General features: G+C 66.4%; 13 protein-coding genes and 2 pseudogenes. 1 reads left to right on the top strand and 14 read right to left on the bottom strand.

The window, feature by feature from the left end; all coding sequences use genetic code 11:
• Nucleotides 1–2 precede the first annotated feature (2 nt).
• The 12 genes and pseudogenes from fliF to JLDANKMP_RS21515 all read right to left on the bottom strand — a co-directional run bounded on the left by fliF (nt 3) and on the right by JLDANKMP_RS21515 (nt 11,727).
• A complete protein-coding gene (gene fliF, locus JLDANKMP_RS21565) occupies nt 3–1,649 on the bottom strand; it encodes a flagellar basal-body MS-ring/collar protein FliF (protein ID WP_005409551.1) in 1,647 nt (548 codons plus the stop codon).
• Nucleotides 1,650–1,662: 13 nt separating this feature from the next.
• The gene (gene fliE, locus JLDANKMP_RS21560) at nt 1,663–2,028 is read right to left on the bottom strand and encodes a flagellar hook-basal body complex protein FliE (RefSeq protein ID WP_212562073.1); all 366 of its coding nucleotides are present in this window, start codon (nt 2,026–2,028) and stop codon (nt 1,663–1,665) included.
• Nucleotides 2,029–2,464: 436 nt separating this feature from the next.
• A complete protein-coding gene (locus tag JLDANKMP_RS22430) occupies nt 2,465–2,587 on the bottom strand; it encodes a hypothetical protein (protein WP_262408386.1) in 123 nt (40 codons plus the stop codon).
• Between the two features lie 211 nt (nt 2,588–2,798).
• Nucleotides 2,799–4,304, bottom strand: coding sequence for a sigma-54 dependent transcriptional regulator (locus JLDANKMP_RS21555; protein ID WP_212562072.1), 1,506 nt, complete (start codon nt 4,302–4,304; stop codon nt 2,799–2,801).
• Nucleotides 4,301–4,678 (bottom strand): response regulator transcription factor, encoded by a 378-nt coding sequence (locus JLDANKMP_RS21550; protein ID WP_010485922.1) that lies wholly within the window; start codon nt 4,676–4,678, stop codon nt 4,301–4,303. The genes JLDANKMP_RS21555 and JLDANKMP_RS21550 overlap by 4 nt, the downstream gene beginning before the upstream one ends.
• A 14-nt stretch (nt 4,679–4,692) precedes the next feature.
• Nucleotides 4,693–6,102, bottom strand: a complete 1,410-nt coding sequence (gene rpoN / locus JLDANKMP_RS21545) for an RNA polymerase factor sigma-54 (protein WP_212562071.1) — start codon at nt 6,100–6,102, stop codon at nt 4,693–4,695.
• A 438-nt stretch (nt 6,103–6,540) separates the two neighbouring features.
• Nucleotides 6,541–7,173, bottom strand: coding sequence for a response regulator transcription factor (locus JLDANKMP_RS21540; protein ID WP_005413261.1), 633 nt, complete (start codon nt 7,171–7,173; stop codon nt 6,541–6,543).
• A gap of 92 nt (nt 7,174–7,265) precedes the next feature.
• The gene (locus JLDANKMP_RS21535) at nt 7,266–7,844 is read right to left on the bottom strand and encodes a PilZ domain-containing protein (RefSeq protein ID WP_005413262.1); all 579 of its coding nucleotides are present in this window, start codon (nt 7,842–7,844) and stop codon (nt 7,266–7,268) included.
• Nucleotides 7,841–8,134, bottom strand: a complete 294-nt coding sequence (locus JLDANKMP_RS21530; protein WP_005413263.1) for a hypothetical protein — start codon at nt 8,132–8,134, stop codon at nt 7,841–7,843. Before JLDANKMP_RS21530 ends, JLDANKMP_RS21535 begins: the two co-directional genes overlap by 4 nt.
• On the bottom strand, nt 8,131–8,547 hold the full coding sequence (gene fliS / locus JLDANKMP_RS21525) for a flagellar export chaperone FliS (protein WP_005409561.1): 417 nt from the start codon (nt 8,545–8,547) through the stop codon (nt 8,131–8,133). Before fliS ends, JLDANKMP_RS21530 begins: the two co-directional genes overlap by 4 nt.
• A gap of 128 nt (nt 8,548–8,675) precedes the next feature.
• Nucleotides 8,676–10,094, bottom strand: a complete 1,419-nt coding sequence (fliD, locus tag JLDANKMP_RS21520) for a flagellar filament capping protein FliD (protein ID WP_212562070.1) — start codon at nt 10,092–10,094, stop codon at nt 8,676–8,678.
• Between the two features lie 441 nt (nt 10,095–10,535).
• Nucleotides 10,536–11,727, bottom strand: a pseudogene (locus tag JLDANKMP_RS21515) (flagellin).
• On the opposite strand from JLDANKMP_RS21515, the gene JLDANKMP_RS22425 reads away from it, so the two are divergent.
• A complete protein-coding gene (locus tag JLDANKMP_RS22425) occupies nt 11,612–11,899 on the top strand; it encodes a hypothetical protein (RefSeq protein WP_283246328.1) in 288 nt (95 codons plus the stop codon). The pseudogene JLDANKMP_RS21515 and the gene JLDANKMP_RS22425 sit on opposite strands and share 116 nt — an antisense overlap.
• Before the next feature lie 127 nt (nt 11,900–12,026).
• Here JLDANKMP_RS22425 and JLDANKMP_RS21510 read toward each other — a convergent pair.
• Both JLDANKMP_RS21510 and JLDANKMP_RS21505 read right to left on the bottom strand, forming a co-directional pair.
• Nucleotides 12,027–13,185, bottom strand: a pseudogene (locus JLDANKMP_RS21510) (flagellin).
• Nucleotides 13,186–13,449: 264 nt separating this feature from the next.
• Nucleotides 13,450–14,670, bottom strand: coding sequence for a flagellin (locus tag JLDANKMP_RS21505; protein ID WP_005413267.1), 1,221 nt, complete (start codon nt 14,668–14,670; stop codon nt 13,450–13,452).
• Between the last annotated feature and the right edge of the window lie 288 nt (nt 14,671–14,958).

The following is a 14,958-nucleotide window of genomic DNA, read 5'->3' as shown; positions in this document are numbered from 1 at the left end:
CCTCAGTCATTGGCCACCCAGCCCTTGACCACCTGGGCCACGCGCTTGGAGTCGGTCTTCACGGCTTCACGCGCCATCCGCAGTCGTTCCTCATAAGAATCCACCGGCAGGGCCAGTGCGTCTGGTCCGGCCAGGCTGGTCCGGTCGGCGCCCAGCGCCGGCAGCGGCATGCCATCGTCATCGACCAGCTGCACATCCGCGGTATGCGGTTCCAGTGCCGGTTCGTCGTTCTTCTTGTTCTGGCCGGTGATCGCACGCAGTGCCGGGCGCAGCACACCGAACAGCAGCGCCAGCACCACCACCGCGCCGAGCAGCATGCGGCCGGCATCGTGCACCCACGGCAGCTCCCACCAGGCCGGCCCTTCGACCGGCGTGGTATCCCGCACGAACGGGGCATTCATCACCGAGACGGTATCGCCACGCTCGGCGTTGAAGCCGACGGCCTGCTTGACCAGCGCTTCGACGCGGGTCAGTTCGGCGGCCGACAGCGGCTGCGGGCTCATCTTGCCGTTGGCACCGGCGCGCGGCACGTTGTCCACCAGCACCGCCACCGAGACGCGCTTGATGCGGCCTGCCGGCTGGCGGGTGTGCTGCAGGGTGCGGTCCAGCTCGTAGTTGCGGGTGGCGTTCTTGCTGCTTTCGGTCGGGGTCTGTGCGGTGGCCGGTGCAGCCTGCTGGCCCGGCGGGCTGTTGCTGGTGGCACCCGGCACACCCTGCGGGCCAGGGGTGCTGGTGGTGTTCTCGCTCATCTGCTCGCTGCGCAGCTTCTGCGGCTCACCGTTGTAGAGCTCGCGGGCCTCCTCGGTCACCGAGAAATCCATGTCCACGCTCACTTCCGGGTTGACGCGGCCAGGGCCGGTCATCGGTTCCAGCAGCTCGCGGATGCGCTGGTTGAACGAGGTTTCCTGGCGGCGCACCTGCTCGAACTGGGCAGCGTTGACCGCCGCTTCGCTGTTCGGGTCGGTGATGCTGAGCATGCGCCCACTCTGGTCGACCACGGTTACCCGCTCCGGCGCGAGATCCGGGATGCTGGCCGCAACCATGTGCACGATGGCATCCACCTGGCTGCGTTCCAGCTGCTGGCCACCACGCAGTTCCAGGGTGACCGAGGCACTGGCTACGTCGCGCTGGCGGGTGAAGGCGCTGGGCTTGGGAATGGCCAGGTGCACGCGCGAATCGCGCACCGGGCGCAGCGTGTTGATGGTGCGCGACAGTTCGGTTTCCAGCGCGTGCTGGTAGCGCGCGCTTTCGACGAACTGGCTGACGCCGAAGCCCGGGTCGCGTTCCATCAGCTCGAAGCCGAGCTTGCCACTGTCGGTCAGGCCGGAACCGGCCAGCTTCAGGCGGGCGTCGTGCAGGTTCTTTTCCGGCACGGTGATGCCACCGGTGGCCGGGTCGAGCGCGAACGGAATCTGCGCGGCGCGCAGCAGGTCGGTCGCTTCAGCGGTGGCCTTCTGGTCCAGGCCCGTGTACAGCGGGACCATGCCCGGCTTCTGCGACCAGAAGAACACGGACAGGCCTGCCGCCACCGCCACCGCGATCATCGCCATCAGGCCCAGCCGACGGGTGATCTGCAGGCTCTGCAGGCGGTCGAACCATTGCCCGGCCTTTTCGGCGTTCAGGCTGTCCTTGGAGAGCGTCAGTGCCATGCGTCTCTATTCCTTACAGCGGCATGTTCATCACGTCCTGGTAAGCCTGGACGAGACGGTTGCGGACTTCCACGGTGGCGCGGAAGGCGATCTGGGACTGCTGCGAGGCGACCATCACCTTGGCGAGGTCGGCGCTGGGGTCGCCCATTTCGAAGGCCTTGGCGAGGGCGCCGGATTTCTGTTGCGCATCGTTGACGCCGGCAATCGCACCACGCAGGGTTTCGGTGAAGCTGGCCGGCTGGGCCTGCGGTGCATCCGGCACCGTGCCCGGCAGGGCGTTGCTGCGAGGCGTTTCGCCCAGCGGGTTGAGCGCCGGCTGTCCCATCTGGGTCTGATAGGAGCGGATCTGCGAAAGGATCGAAGTGACGGAGTGGGACATCTGCAACGGTTCCAGAAACAGGGATGGGGTTGTCTGCTGTAGCCAGTGCAAGTGCTGTGCCGAAACCGGTTTTCGATTCAGTGAAGTGAGGGTTGGGGGTGTTTGGTGGCAGGGCTGCGCCCTGCACCCGCAGAGGCCACGTCAACATCAACGTCAAAATCGGGCTATCCGTGGGGTGGCGGGGTGGGTCCGGTTACGGGGGACGCCGTAAACCCGTCCTTGGGGGCTTGGCCGCGGCATCCATGCCGCGGACACCCCCGCAACCGGACCCACCCCGCCTTCGACAGTGGGCCGCGATCTGTTGGAACCTGCTGCTGATGGTGCTTCTGATGATGGTGGGTGCCGACCGTTGGTCGGCACGGGGTCGGATCCCGTTGCGACGCAACGGGCTCTGACTCCGGTCGTGGCGCCATTTAACCGGCGTCGGTTTTCTGGCCTAGGGCTGCAGGGTCCATCGGCCGGAATTCTGGCGCTGGTCGAGCGTGGCGGGCGGTGTGCAGCCGATGGCGGTGGCAATGCCGGGGCAGAGCAGGGCGGCGAGCAGGGTAAGGCGATGCATGGTGGAGCCTCGTTGGGAAGTCCCACTCCATCCTCCGGAACGCGGCAACGTTGTCTGTAGGAATTCGTGCAGATGCGCGGCGTTGTCAGCGCGCGGCCACGGTCTCTATCCACGCATGGCGTGGATCTACTGACGTCGTGCAGCGGTGCCAGAAACACCAACGCCCGGGCAAGCCCAGGCGTTCGTGCCCCCTTCATGCTGGTAGCGCGCTTCAGCCGGCCAGTTCGGCCTGCTCGCGTTCGATGCCGTACTTGCGCAGCTTTTCCACCAGGGTGGTGCGGCGCAGGCCGAGCAGCTGGGCGGCGTGGGCGACCACGCCCTGGGTGCGTTCCAGTGCTTCGTTGATCAGGCCCAGCTCGATGTTGGCCATGTGGTTGCGCAGGTCCATGCCTTCGTCGGGCAGGGCGGCCGGTGCCGCCGGGCGATTGACGGCGATGCCGTGCTCCAGCGCCGGCTGGTTGCCGCTGCCGGGCGTGTGGAACGAGAAGCTGCGCAGGTCCAGTCGCTCTTCGCTGGTGGCGGGCTGTGCCGGCGCCGGCGTAGCGACGGTGGCCAGCGCGGCATCGCCACGGTAGCGGGCCGGCAGGTCCTGTACGCGCACCGATCCACCCGGATGCAGCACGGCCAGGCGCTCGACCAGGTTGGTCAGCTCGCGCACATTGCCCGGCCACTCGTAGCCGGCCAGTGCCTGCAGGGCTTCCGGGGTGAAGCGCACTTCGCCACGGCCGGTTCGCGCCAGCTGTGCGGCGATGGTTTCCACCAGTGCCGACAGGTCCTCGCGACGCTCGCGCAGCGCGGGTACTTCAATCGGGAACACGTTGAGGCGGTAGAACAGATCCTCACGGAACTTGCCTTCGGCGATGCGGGTTTCCAGATCACGGTGGGTCGCGGCCACGACACGCACGTTGCAGCGGATGGTCTGGTTGCCACCGACGCGCTCGAAGCTGCGTTCCTGCAGCACGCGCAGCAGTTTCACCTGCATCGGCAGGCTCATGTCGCCAATTTCGTCCAGCAGCAGGGTGCCGCCCTCGGCCATTTCGAAACGACCCTTGCGCGCGGTCAATGCGCCGGTGAAGGCACCCTTTTCGTGACCGAACAGTTCGCTTTCCAGCAGGTCGGCCGGAATCGCGCCGCAGTTGATCGCCACGAACGGGCCATCACGGCGCGGCGAGCGCTGGTGGATGGCGCGCGACACCACTTCCTTGCCGGTGCCGGATTCGCCCAGCACCAGCACGGTGGTGTCGAACGCGGCCACCTGTTCGATCATGGTGCGCAGTGCGGTGACAGCCGGGCCGTTGCCGGTCGGTCCCTGCTCCTGCGCGGCACCGGCCTGGTGCTCGGCATCCAGGCGCTTGAGGCTGGCGCGGCGCAGCAGGGCTTCCATCTGCGCGTGGCGCAGCGGCGTCTCCAGCGGCCAGATGTTGGCTTCGTGCAGGCCGTGCTGCTGCGCGAAGGCTGCGGCATCACCGTCGGCCAGCAGTACCGGCGGTGGCAGGCTGCTGCCGCCCAGCCAGTTGTAGAGTGCGGTGCTGGCGGCGTTGTCGTCCAGGCTGCCGACGATCACTGCCATCCAATCGTTCTGGCGCTGCCGGCCCAGATCGAAGTCGGCCGCGTCGGAGACCCAGCGCGGGTTGAAGTCCATGAACTCCAGCAGGGCAACGGTGCGCTCTGCACGCACGGCGTCGTTGTCCAGCACCAGGATGCGCGATTCGCTCACGATCGATCCTCCCTGAGGCCTTCCAGGATCGGCATGACTTCCTGGATGTAGGACAGCTTGCTGACGAAATTGTCGGCACCGGCACGCAGCGCGTGCTCGCGGTGCTCGGCGTCGTCGAAGTGGCTGGCGATCACGATGTACGGTGCGTCGTCCTGCGACTTGATCAGGCGGGTGGCCTGCAGGCCGCCCATCTCAGGCATTGCCAAATCCATCAATACGACCTGCGGGCGCAACGTTTCCGAACGCTCGATCGCTTCCAGACCGTTGCCGGCGCTGCCGACGATCTGCAGCCAGTCGATCTTGCGGAAGTGGCGCATTGCCGCGTTGATGAAGCCCTCGTGGTCATCGACCAGCAGGACGGTAAGCTTGTTCATGTCCAACATCCTTTTCAGCCCACCCGGGCCAGCTGTGGTTGCCTGGCGCCGAGCCGGCGCCGTTCACGGGCCGGGGCGATGTCCAGTTGTTCCCGGTATTTTGCGACGGTTCGGCGGGCAATGTTCACCCCCTGGCGTGACAACAGGCCGGCGATCGCCTCATCGGCCAGTGGCCGACCGGCCGGTTCGGCGTCGATCAGGCGGCGGACCATGGCCTTGACCGCCTGCCCGGAGACGCTGGCGCCTTCCAGTCGGACGGCGAAGAAATGCTTCAGTTCGAAGGTGCCGCGCGGGGTCTGCAGGAACTTGCCGGTGGTGATGCGCGAGACGGTGGACTCGTGCATGCCGATTTCCTCGGCCACTTCCTTCAGGGTCAGCGGTGCCATGGCTTCCTCGCCACGCACCAGGAACGCGGCCTGGCGCTCGACGATCACCCGCGCGGTGCGCAGCAGGGTGTCGTAGCGCATCGACAGGCCGCGGCTGAACCAGCGCGCTTCCTGCAGCATCTCGCGCAGTGCCGGGGCGGCCTCACTGGTCTCTGCCAGCGCCTGTTCGTACTGGCTGTTGATCGATACGCGGCGGCTGGTGGCCGGGTTCAGTGCGACCTTCCACTGCCCATCAGCGTGCCAGGCGACCACGTCCGGCACCACCACGGCGTTGCGTTCGGGCAGCAGGCTGTCGCCCGGGCGCGGCTGCAGCGAGAGGATCAGGCGCACCGCCTCGCGCACGTCGTCGATCTCGGCGTCGTGCTGGCGGGCGAGGGCGGGGTAGTCGTGGGCCGCGAGCGCGTCGAGTGCGCCATCGAGAATGCGTGCCGCCAGGTGGCGGGCCGGCACCACGCCATGCAGGCTGCGCAGCTGCGCCTGCAGGCCTTCGCGCAGGTCCTGGGCGGCCATGCCGGCCGGGTCACCGTGCAGCAGCTGCTGGCGGATGGCTTCGACGCCGTCGGCGTCGATGTCGAACTGGGCGCTGGCCAGCAGCTGCAGCTGGCCCAGTGGCGCCTGCAGGTAGCCAGCCTCGTCGCAGTGGTCCAGCCAGAATGCGGCCACTGCCAGCTGGCGGTCATCCATGTCCAGCGACAGACGCTGCAGCACGCGCAGCTGCGGGTCGGTCGATTCGCCGGCGGCGATGCGCGCCATGCGGTCGTCGTCGCCGTCCTGCCAGCTGGCGCCGGCCACGTCCCACATCGACGACTCGGGCAGCTCGTCGAACGCGGCGGTTTCCAGCGTCGCGGTGGCAACGTCGGTGGCGTCGGCGGCCGGTGCTTCGGGTTCTTCGATTTCCAGCAGGGGATTGGAGTCCAGCAGGCGCTGGATTTCCTGTTCCAGGTGCAGGCCATCAAGCTGCAGCAGCCGGATCGACTGCAGCAGCTGCGGGGTGAGGTGAAGTTGTTGGCCCAGCTGGGTCGAGAGTGCAGCCTTCATCGTGGTTCCCCGGCACCGCTCCCCGGCGCCTTGTGGAACGCATCTTGCTTTTGATCCGGCGGGGGCGGAATCGGGGGGTTCCTGAGGGGCTTCGTGAATTTCCTTACGGCGTGTAGGGATATTCCCTACAGTGGCGCGGAATGTTGACGATGATCGCTGCTAAGTTGCTGATTTCCGGTGCAAGGCCGGGATTGATCGGGCTGCTCCGTGTACGGATTCCTGTCGGGGAGTGTCGGGATGACGGGAATTCGACGCTGGGTGCGGGTTGGCTGCGTCGGCTGTCGATAGAGACGATCACCGGTAGAGTCGACTGTCAGTCGACTGCTCTCCGATCAGACCAAGGAAAAGTCCCGCGCTCCGCGCGCAAGTCGACTGACAGTCGACTCTACCAACAGCCCACTCTACCCAGCCATCGCTTCGTCACGCCGAGGCTGGCGCTTACTCCAGCTCGTGCTGATGGCGCGCGGCCAGCAGCAGCAGATCGTTGGCGCGACGGCAGCCCAGTGACTCCATCATGCGTGCGCGGTGGGTTTCCACTGTCTTGACGCTGATGCCGAGGTCGGCGGCGATTTCCTTGTTGCTCTCGCCCTTGCCGATGCGGCGCAGGATCTCGCGCTGGCGCGGCGACAGTGCGGCGATGCCGGTGGGTTTCTCGCGCCCGAGCATCGGTGCCAGCATCTTGGCGGAGATCTGCGGGCTCAGGAACACCTGGCCGGCATGCGCCGCGCGAAGCGCCAGCTCCAGTTCCTGCGGCGCCGCATCCTTGACCACGAACCCGACCGCGCCGCGGTCGAGGGCATCGCGCACGTGCGCGGCGTCGTCGTGCATGGTCATCATCACCACCCGGGTACCGGGCGCGCGCAGCCGGATATCGCTTAGCGCTTCCAGACCCGTACGGCCAGGCAATGACAGGTCCATCAGGACCACGTCCGGGGCGTGCTGCAGGGCCAGCTGCAGCGCCTGTTCGGCGTTGCTGGCCTCTGCAACCAGCTGCACGTCGGCAAACCCCTGCAGCAGCCGCGCCAGGCCGGCGCGGACCAGGGTGTGATCGTCGACGATGAGAACTCGCACAGGCACGCAGCAGGTCCGTGTAGGGGAGTCCACCTTAACTTAGCTGAACGGGCGCGCCAAGGCTTGCCCGCCAAGCGTGATGGTGGCAGGTTTCAGCGCGCCCGGCGTGCCTCGGCCACCTGGCGCCGGTGCAGGCGGAACAGGTGGCGCTCCATGGCCATTTCCAGGCCATCGCCAAGGCGCTGGAAGCGCAGCCACAGATAATGGCCGCCGCCGCCATCGGCCGCTTCGGCAATCACTTCCACCGGCAGGTCGATATGGTCGGGCAGCCAATCACTGGGCTGCAGACGGACCAGGCCCGCCTGGCCGGGGCTGGCGCCACTGCGCGGGCCCAGCTGCAGGCGGATGCCACGGCGCGACCAGCGCACCGGGCGCAGGGTCAGTTCCTGGCCCTGCTGGCGGACCAGGCGGCCAAGCAACACCATCGCCAGATCCAGCTTCGCCTCCAGCCGCTGCAATTGCAGGCTGGCTTCATTGCGGTCGTCATGCTCGTCAACGCGGCTGTCTTCAACCAGCGCCAGGCTGCGCAGCAGGCCCTCGGCACTGCCGGTACGGCCGGTGCCACTGCCTGCCTGGAATTCGGCGGGCAGTGCCAGCTCGCAGCTGAGCGTTTCGTCGAACAGCTCGCTTTCGGCGGGATGGTGCAGCGACGTTGTCGGCAGTTGGGTCATGCCAGCGATTCTGCCTGCAGGTAGGCATGGGCCGCGCGAAGAGAGCGCTGGCCGTCATTCATCAGTGCTGCCACCGCATCGCGACGCTGGCGCAGCAGGCCCAGCAGGTTCTGCTGGCGCTCGAACAGCGCACTGAGCGGTGCGTGGTCGTCCGAGGTCAGCGGCTGGCTGAGCAGGGCATGCAGCGTGCTGTCGTGACCGTCGAGCAGGCTGTCGGCCTGGTCGAGGGCGTCTTCGCCCAGGGCCTTTTCGAAGGCGTCCAGCTGGGCGTGCAGTTCGTGCAGGCTCATGGCGCCACCGCGGCCGGGCGGCGCTGTTCCTGCGGAATTGCATTCCAGGCGCTGTCGATCTCGCCCAGCAACTGCAGGGATTCATCGAGGGCGGCACGGTCGTTGTGCAGGTTGGCCTCGGTCAGGCGCTGCAGCACGTAGTCGTAGAGTGCCGACAGGTTCCCGGCGATTTCACCGCCAGCCTCATGATCCAGCGAGCCATTGAGGTGGCCGACGATCGCGCAGACCTCGCCGATCGCCTTGCCCTTGCCGGCCTGGTCGCCACGCTCGAGGCTGGCCAGGGCGCGCCGCACGCGCTCCAGTGCGCCGGCCAGCAGCATCGCCACCAGCTTGTGCGGATCGGCATCGGCGACCGCACTGGTCACTCCCACCTGGCGGTACTGCTCGGCATATTGACGGCTGGAACCGTACATTCGTGATTCTCCTTGCGCGGGGTGCCGCCAGACGGTCGTGGGGACCGCTGCCGGCGGTGCGGCGTTGATTGCTGTTGCGTCCGTTATCGGTGCGTTACACGCCAAACTTGAGCGTTGCACGCAGTCCTTTAGCGGTTCAGCTGTGCCAGCTGCTGCTGCAGCGACGTATTGCTCTGCTGCAACTTGCCCATCAGGCTGTCCAACGCGATGAACTGCTTCTTGTAGCGCTCTTCCACGTTCTTCATGCGCGTGTCGAGGTCCTTGCGGCGCTTGTCGATGTTGTCCAGCGTGGTGTTGAGGCCCTTGGTGCGGGCGACGAATGCGCCTTCCTTGCCGACCGTGGTGCTGACGTAGCCGTCGACCATGGTGTAGAGCGTGCCGGCACCGCCGGTGTCACCGGTGATTGCCGAGCGGATCTTCTCGGGCTGACTGGCCAGCGCGGCGGCAAACTTGGTGGCGTCCAGCACCAGGCTGCCGTCGGCGTTGGGATAGCCACGCGTCTGCAGTCCCAGCGTTTTCGGGTCCAGGCCATCGGCGGACAGTTCCTTCAGCACGCCCGACATCACCGAGCGCAACTGGCTGGAGGCACCACGCATCTGCGCGTCGCCGGTCAGCGTGGCGGCTTCCTTGGTCTTGGCGTCGTACTTGGTCTCGGTGTTGATCGCCGCGATTGCTGCGTTGTAGGCGGTCACGAATTCCTGCATCACCTTGGTGGCTGCAGTGGTATCGGTGCTGATCACGACGGTGCTCTTGCCCTTGACCTTGAGGTTCAGGGTCAACCCCGGCACGGCGTCGGCCACGGTGTTGCTGGCGCTGACCACCGTGACGCCATCGATGGTCAGCTCGGCATCGGCTGCCGCGGTGTTTTCCTGGAGGCTGCCCACCAGTGCGGTCAGTTTCGGGTCGCTGCCGCCGTACTCGAGCTTGATCGCATTGGCGGCGCCGGTCTTTTCCTGGGCGATCGACAGGTACTGGTTGTCGCCCGAGCTGATAAGCGTGGCCTGCACGCCTTCCTTGCGCCCGGCGGCATCGATCTTGTTGCGGATGGTGGTCAGCGTGTCGCCGTCCTCCACCGTCACGTTCATGGTCTTGGCCTTGTCGCCCACGCCAACGGTCAGCGTCAAGGTTCCGGCACCGAAGGTGTCGGTCTTGGGCACCGAGGTATCGGCGATCAGCTTGTGTGCCGTGGCGAGGGATTTCACCTCCACCTGGTGCGTGCCGTTGGAGGCCGCTGCCTTGGTCGTGCCCACGTCGTACAACGCGACCGACGCCGTCAGCACATCATCTGCATTGTTCGGACCGGCCTTGCCGGTGGCGGTGACGGTGCGGGTATCGAAGGCCGTCGTGGCCTTGAGGGCCGTCAGCGCGGTCTTCAGCTTGTCGAAGGCCGCCGTAACGGTGCCGATCGACGACAGCTGCATCTTGGCCTTGGACTGCTGCAGGTTCAGCGCATTGTCGGCGGGCTTGCGGTCAGCTGCGACCAGCTGGTTGACGATGCTGGAAATGTCCAGCCCCGAGCCAATGCCACCGTATCCAAAGTCTGCCACGTCGTTTCTCCTGGTATCCGGGCCTGGCCGTCGTGCGGTGGCCCGTCGTCAACGAAAATAGCGGCCTGCGCCGCTGGGTCTTGAGGACTTCGTTGATGCACGTGCCGTGCCAATGGTCTGGCGCAGGTTCTGGCACGCGGGTTGCAGGAGGGCTGGGGCAGGGTGCGGGTAGGTTCACCGCGGGCTGCCGGGAGTCTGCAAAAAGCCCTCCCCCAATGCAGGGGAGGGATCAGGCTACTGACAATCGGGGGGAGACGAAGCCGCCCGGTACGTACAGTCAAAGGTACAGCGCTGAAAGAGAGGTCCGCAGGAGCGGGCGATGCCAAGCCGGTTCGGGAGTGATCCCGGGCCGGGCATGGCCCGCGCCTTCGTGCATCGTGGCTTCCCGGTTGCCGCTACCGTCGGTTCGACCCGACGGTAGCGGCGCCCTCTTGCCGTGGATCAGCGCAGCAGGCTGAGCACGCCCTGCGGCACCTGGTTGGCCTGGGCCAGCATGGCCGTACCGGCCTGCTGCAGGATCTGAGTGCGGGTCAGCTCTGCGGTTTCCTTGGCGAAGTCGGTGTCCTTGATGCGGCTACGCGACGCCGACAGGTTTTCCGACGAGGTCTGCAGGTTGGCCACCACCGAGGTGAAGCGGTTCTGGATCGCACCGAGGTCGGCGCGGGTGCTGTTGATCGCACCCAGGGCCTTGTCGACCACTTCCATCGCCTGCTGTGCACCCTTCACGGTGGACACGTCGATCTTGTCGGCGAAGCTCTTGGCCACTGCGGTGGTGCTGGCGGTGATGTCGCCCGGGCCGGTGGCGATGCCGGTCCAGGTGCCGGTTTCCACGGCGATACCGAGGAAGGCGCCATTCTTGTCGACGCTGTCCTTGACCGAGCTCAGGTTGATCTTGCCACCACCGGCAGCGTCGACCTCGGCCAGGACGCCGGTTTCACCGATCTTGGCATTGATCGCAGCGACCATGGCCTTGGTGGCGGCGTCCTGGGTCTTGGTGCCATCGGCACCGCCCTGGGCGGCCACGTCGATGTCGGCGATGCTGATTGCCGAACCTGCGCCATTGGTGATGCTCATGCCGGTCATCTTCACGCCGGTCGTGGCGTCTGCCGGAGCGGCGATGGTGAAGCTGACCGAATCGAACATCGCACCGCCCAGGGCATTGGCCTTGGCGTCGATGGTCTTGTCGATGGCGATGGCCTGGCCGGCGTTGGCACCGACCTGGAACAGCTGGCTGGAGAACGAGCCGTCCAGCAGCTTGGTGCCGTTGAAGTCCGACTGCTTGGCGACGCGGTCGATTTCCGAAACCAGCTGGGTCACTTCGGCCTGCAGGGCCTTGCGGTCGCTGGCCGAGTTGGTGGCGTTGGAGGCCTGCACCGACAGCTCGCGGACGCGCTGCAGGTTGTTGCCGATTTCGGTCAGCGAACCTTCGGCGACCTGGGCCAGCGAGATACCGTCGTTGGCATTGCGGATGGCGACGTCGGTACCGCGGATCTGCGTGCCGAAGCGCTCGGAGGGCCTTGCGGTCGCTGGCCGAGTTGGTGGCGTTGGAGGCCTGCACCGACAGCTCGCGGACGCGCTGCAGGTTGTTGCCGATTTCGGTCAGCGAACCTTCGGCGACCTGGGCCAGCGAGATACCGTCGTTGGCATTGCGGATGGCGACGTCGGTACCGCGGATCTGCGTGCCGAAGCGCTCGGAGATCGCCAGACCGGCGGCGTCGTCCTTGGCGCTGTTGATGCGCGAACCGGAGGACAGGCGCTGGATGGTGGTGGCCAGCGAGCTGCCGCTGGTGCTCAGGTTACGCTGAGCATTCAGGGACATGGTGTTGGTGTTGATGACTTGTGCCATGGTGCTTTCCTTTGGCGAAGGTGGAGCGTGTTTCAGGATCCGGGCGCGCGTCATGCAGCGCCCGGAGGTCGATCAGCGGGTGGGGATCAGCGCAGCAGGCTGAGCACACCCTGCGGCACCTGGTTGGCCTGGGCCAGCATGGCCGTACCGGCCTGCTGCAGGATCTGGGTGCGGGTCAGTTCGGCGGTTTCCTTGGCGAAGTCGGTGTCCTTGATGCGGCTGCGCGACGCCGACAGGTTTTCCGACGAGGTCTGCAGGTTGGCCACCACCGAGGTGAAACGGTTCTGCACGGCGCCGAGGTCAGCGCGGGTGCTGTTGATCGCACCCAGGGCCTTGTCGACCACTTCCATCGCCTGCTGCGCGCCCTTCACGGTGGATACGTCGATCTTGTCGGCGTACTGACGTGCCGGCACGGTGGTGTTGCCGGCAACAGTCACACCACCGGTGGAGGTGAGCTGGACCAGCGTGCCATCGGCCTTTACGCTGTCCTTGACCGAGGTCAGGGTCAGCGCGCCGGTGGCATCGGCTTCAGCCAAAATGCCGGTTTCGCCGATCTTGGCGTTGATATGCGTTGCCAGTGCCTTGCCGGCGCCCGCAGCATCGGTGTTCTCGACCTTCAGAGCATCGAAGGTGACCGTGCCCTGGGCGCTGGTCAGGGTGAACGTAGCGATGTCGGCGGTGGTTGCCGGGGTGCCGGTCAGGGTCGGGGCGGCAATGGTGCCGGTGACAAACTGCGCACCACCCAGGGCATTGGCCTTGGCGTCGATGGTCTTGTCGATGGCGATGGCCTGGCCGGCATTGGCGCCGACCTGGAACAGCTGGCTGGAGAACGAGCCGTCCAGCAGCTTGGTGCCGTTGAAGTCCGACTGCTTGGCGACGCGGTCGATTTCCGAAACCAGCTGGGTCACTTCGGCCTGCAGGGCCTTGCGGTCGCTGGCCGAGTTGGTGGCGTTGGAGGCCTGCACCGACAGCTCGCGGACGCGCTGCAGGTTGTTGCCGATTTCGGTCAGCGAACCTTCGGCGACCTGGGCCAGCGAGATACCGTCGTTGGCATTGCGGATGGCGACGTCGGTACCGCGGATCTGCGTGCCGAAGCGCTCGGAGGGCCTTGCGGTCGCTGGCCGAGTTGGTGGCGTTGGAGGCCTGCACCGACAGCTCGCGGACGCGCTGCAGGTTGTTGCCGATTTCGGTCAGCGAACCTTCGGCGACCTGGGCCAGCGAGATACCGTCGTTGGCATTGCGGATGGCGACGTCGGTACCGCGGATCTGCGTGCCGAAGCGCTCGGAGATCGCCAGACCGGCGGCGTCGTCCTTGGCGCTGTTGATGCGCGAACCGGAGGACAGGCGCTGGATGGTGGTGGCCAGCGAGCTGCCGCTGGTGCTCAGGTTACGCTGAGCATTCAACGACATCGTATTGGTGTTGATGACTTGTGCCATGAGGAGAGGTCCTTGAGCGGTTGCACGTGAGTTGGGTTAGACGCCCCCGACGTGCCCCGGGGGCGGCTCATGTCAGCGCTGCAACAGGCTGAGCACGTTCTGCGGTACCTGGTTGGCCTGGGCCAGCATGGCCGTACCGGCCTGCTGCAGGATCTGGGTGCGGGTCAGTTCGGCGGTTTCCTTGGCGAAGTCGGTATCGCGGATGCGGCTGCGCGAGGCCGACAGGTTCTCCGAGGAGGTCTGCAGGTTGGCCACCACCGAGGTGAAGCGGTTCTGGATCGCGCCGAGGTCGGCGCGCACGCTGTTGACCGACTCGAGGGCCTTGTCGACGATCGACAGCGCCTTCTGCGCACCTTCGGCGGTGGTGACGTTCAGGTCCTTGACGAAGTTGGCCGTGGCGCCGGTCAGCAGACCGCCGTTGGTGCTGGTTTCGGTCAGGCCCAGGCCGGCGATGGTCGCGGCGGTGGCGCCGGCCGGCGGGGTTGCGGCACTGACGCCCAGGGTGAAGGTCTGGCCGTCCTTGACCGAGGCCAGGCTGATCACACCGGCATTGACCGAGGCCATGACGCCGGTTTCGCCCAGCTTGTTGTTGATCGCGGCAGAGGTGGCCGAAGTGATCGATTCGCCCGCCTTCACGGTGAAGTCGTTGATGGTGACCGTGGTGGCGGTGCCGCCCGGCGGGGTCACCGAGATCTGCAGGCCGGAGTAGGTGGTGTCGGCGGTGGCCTTGTCGGCCGCGGCCAGGCTGGTGCCGGTGTAGCCGTTGGCGAAGGTCGCCGCGCCCAGCGAATCGGCCTTGGCGTTGACCACGCTGTTGATGGCGATGGCCTGGCCGGCGTTGGCGCCGACCTGGAACAGCTGGCTGGTGAAGGAGCCGTCCAGCAGCTTGGTGCCGTTGAAATCGGCCTGCTTGGCCACGCGGTCGACTTCCGAGACCAGCTGGGTCACTTCAGCCTGCAGGGCCTTGCGGTCGCTGGCCGAGTTGGTGGCGTTGGAGGACTGCACAGCCAGTTCACGGATGCGCTGCAGGTTGTTGCCGACTTCGCTCAGCGAACCCTCGGCGACCTGGGCCAGCGAGATACCGTCGTTGGCGTTGCGGATGGCCACGTCCAGACCGCGGATCTGGGTGGTGAAGCGCTCGCTGATGGCCAGGCCGGCCGCGTCGTCCTTCGCGCTGTTGATGCGCAGGCCGGACGAGAGGCGCTGGATGGTGGTAGCGAGCGAGCTGCCGCTGGTGCTCAGGTTGCGCTGAGCGTTGAGCGACATCGTATTGGTGTTGATTACCTGTGCCATGGGGTCGTCTCCTCTTATATGGAACCCGTTGGTGAATGAAACGAAGCGCCGCCTTTTTTTTGTGTGGCTGTGTGCTTCGCTGTTGCCAAATGAATAACGGCGCTTTGTCAACAACCTTTAGCCGTGAATTCCGTCGATGCTGCAATTCGGTGCCGGAGGCTGTTTTTCCCGGGTTTTCCAGCCCTGGCTGGGCGTGAAGGCGACCCCGGAAAGGGCGGTTGGGCATGCCCAACCAGCGCTGATGAAGGTATCGGCGGGGCAGGGCCGGGCTTGATGGGCAATCACGGA

The organism is Stenotrophomonas sp. PE591, from assembly GCF_018320795.1.
GTDB classification, from domain to species: domain Bacteria; phylum Pseudomonadota; class Gammaproteobacteria; order Xanthomonadales; family Xanthomonadaceae; genus Stenotrophomonas; species Stenotrophomonas maltophilia.
The sequence above is the reverse complement of the archived record's forward strand: the minus strand, read 5'-3'. Positions and strand labels throughout refer to the sequence as shown.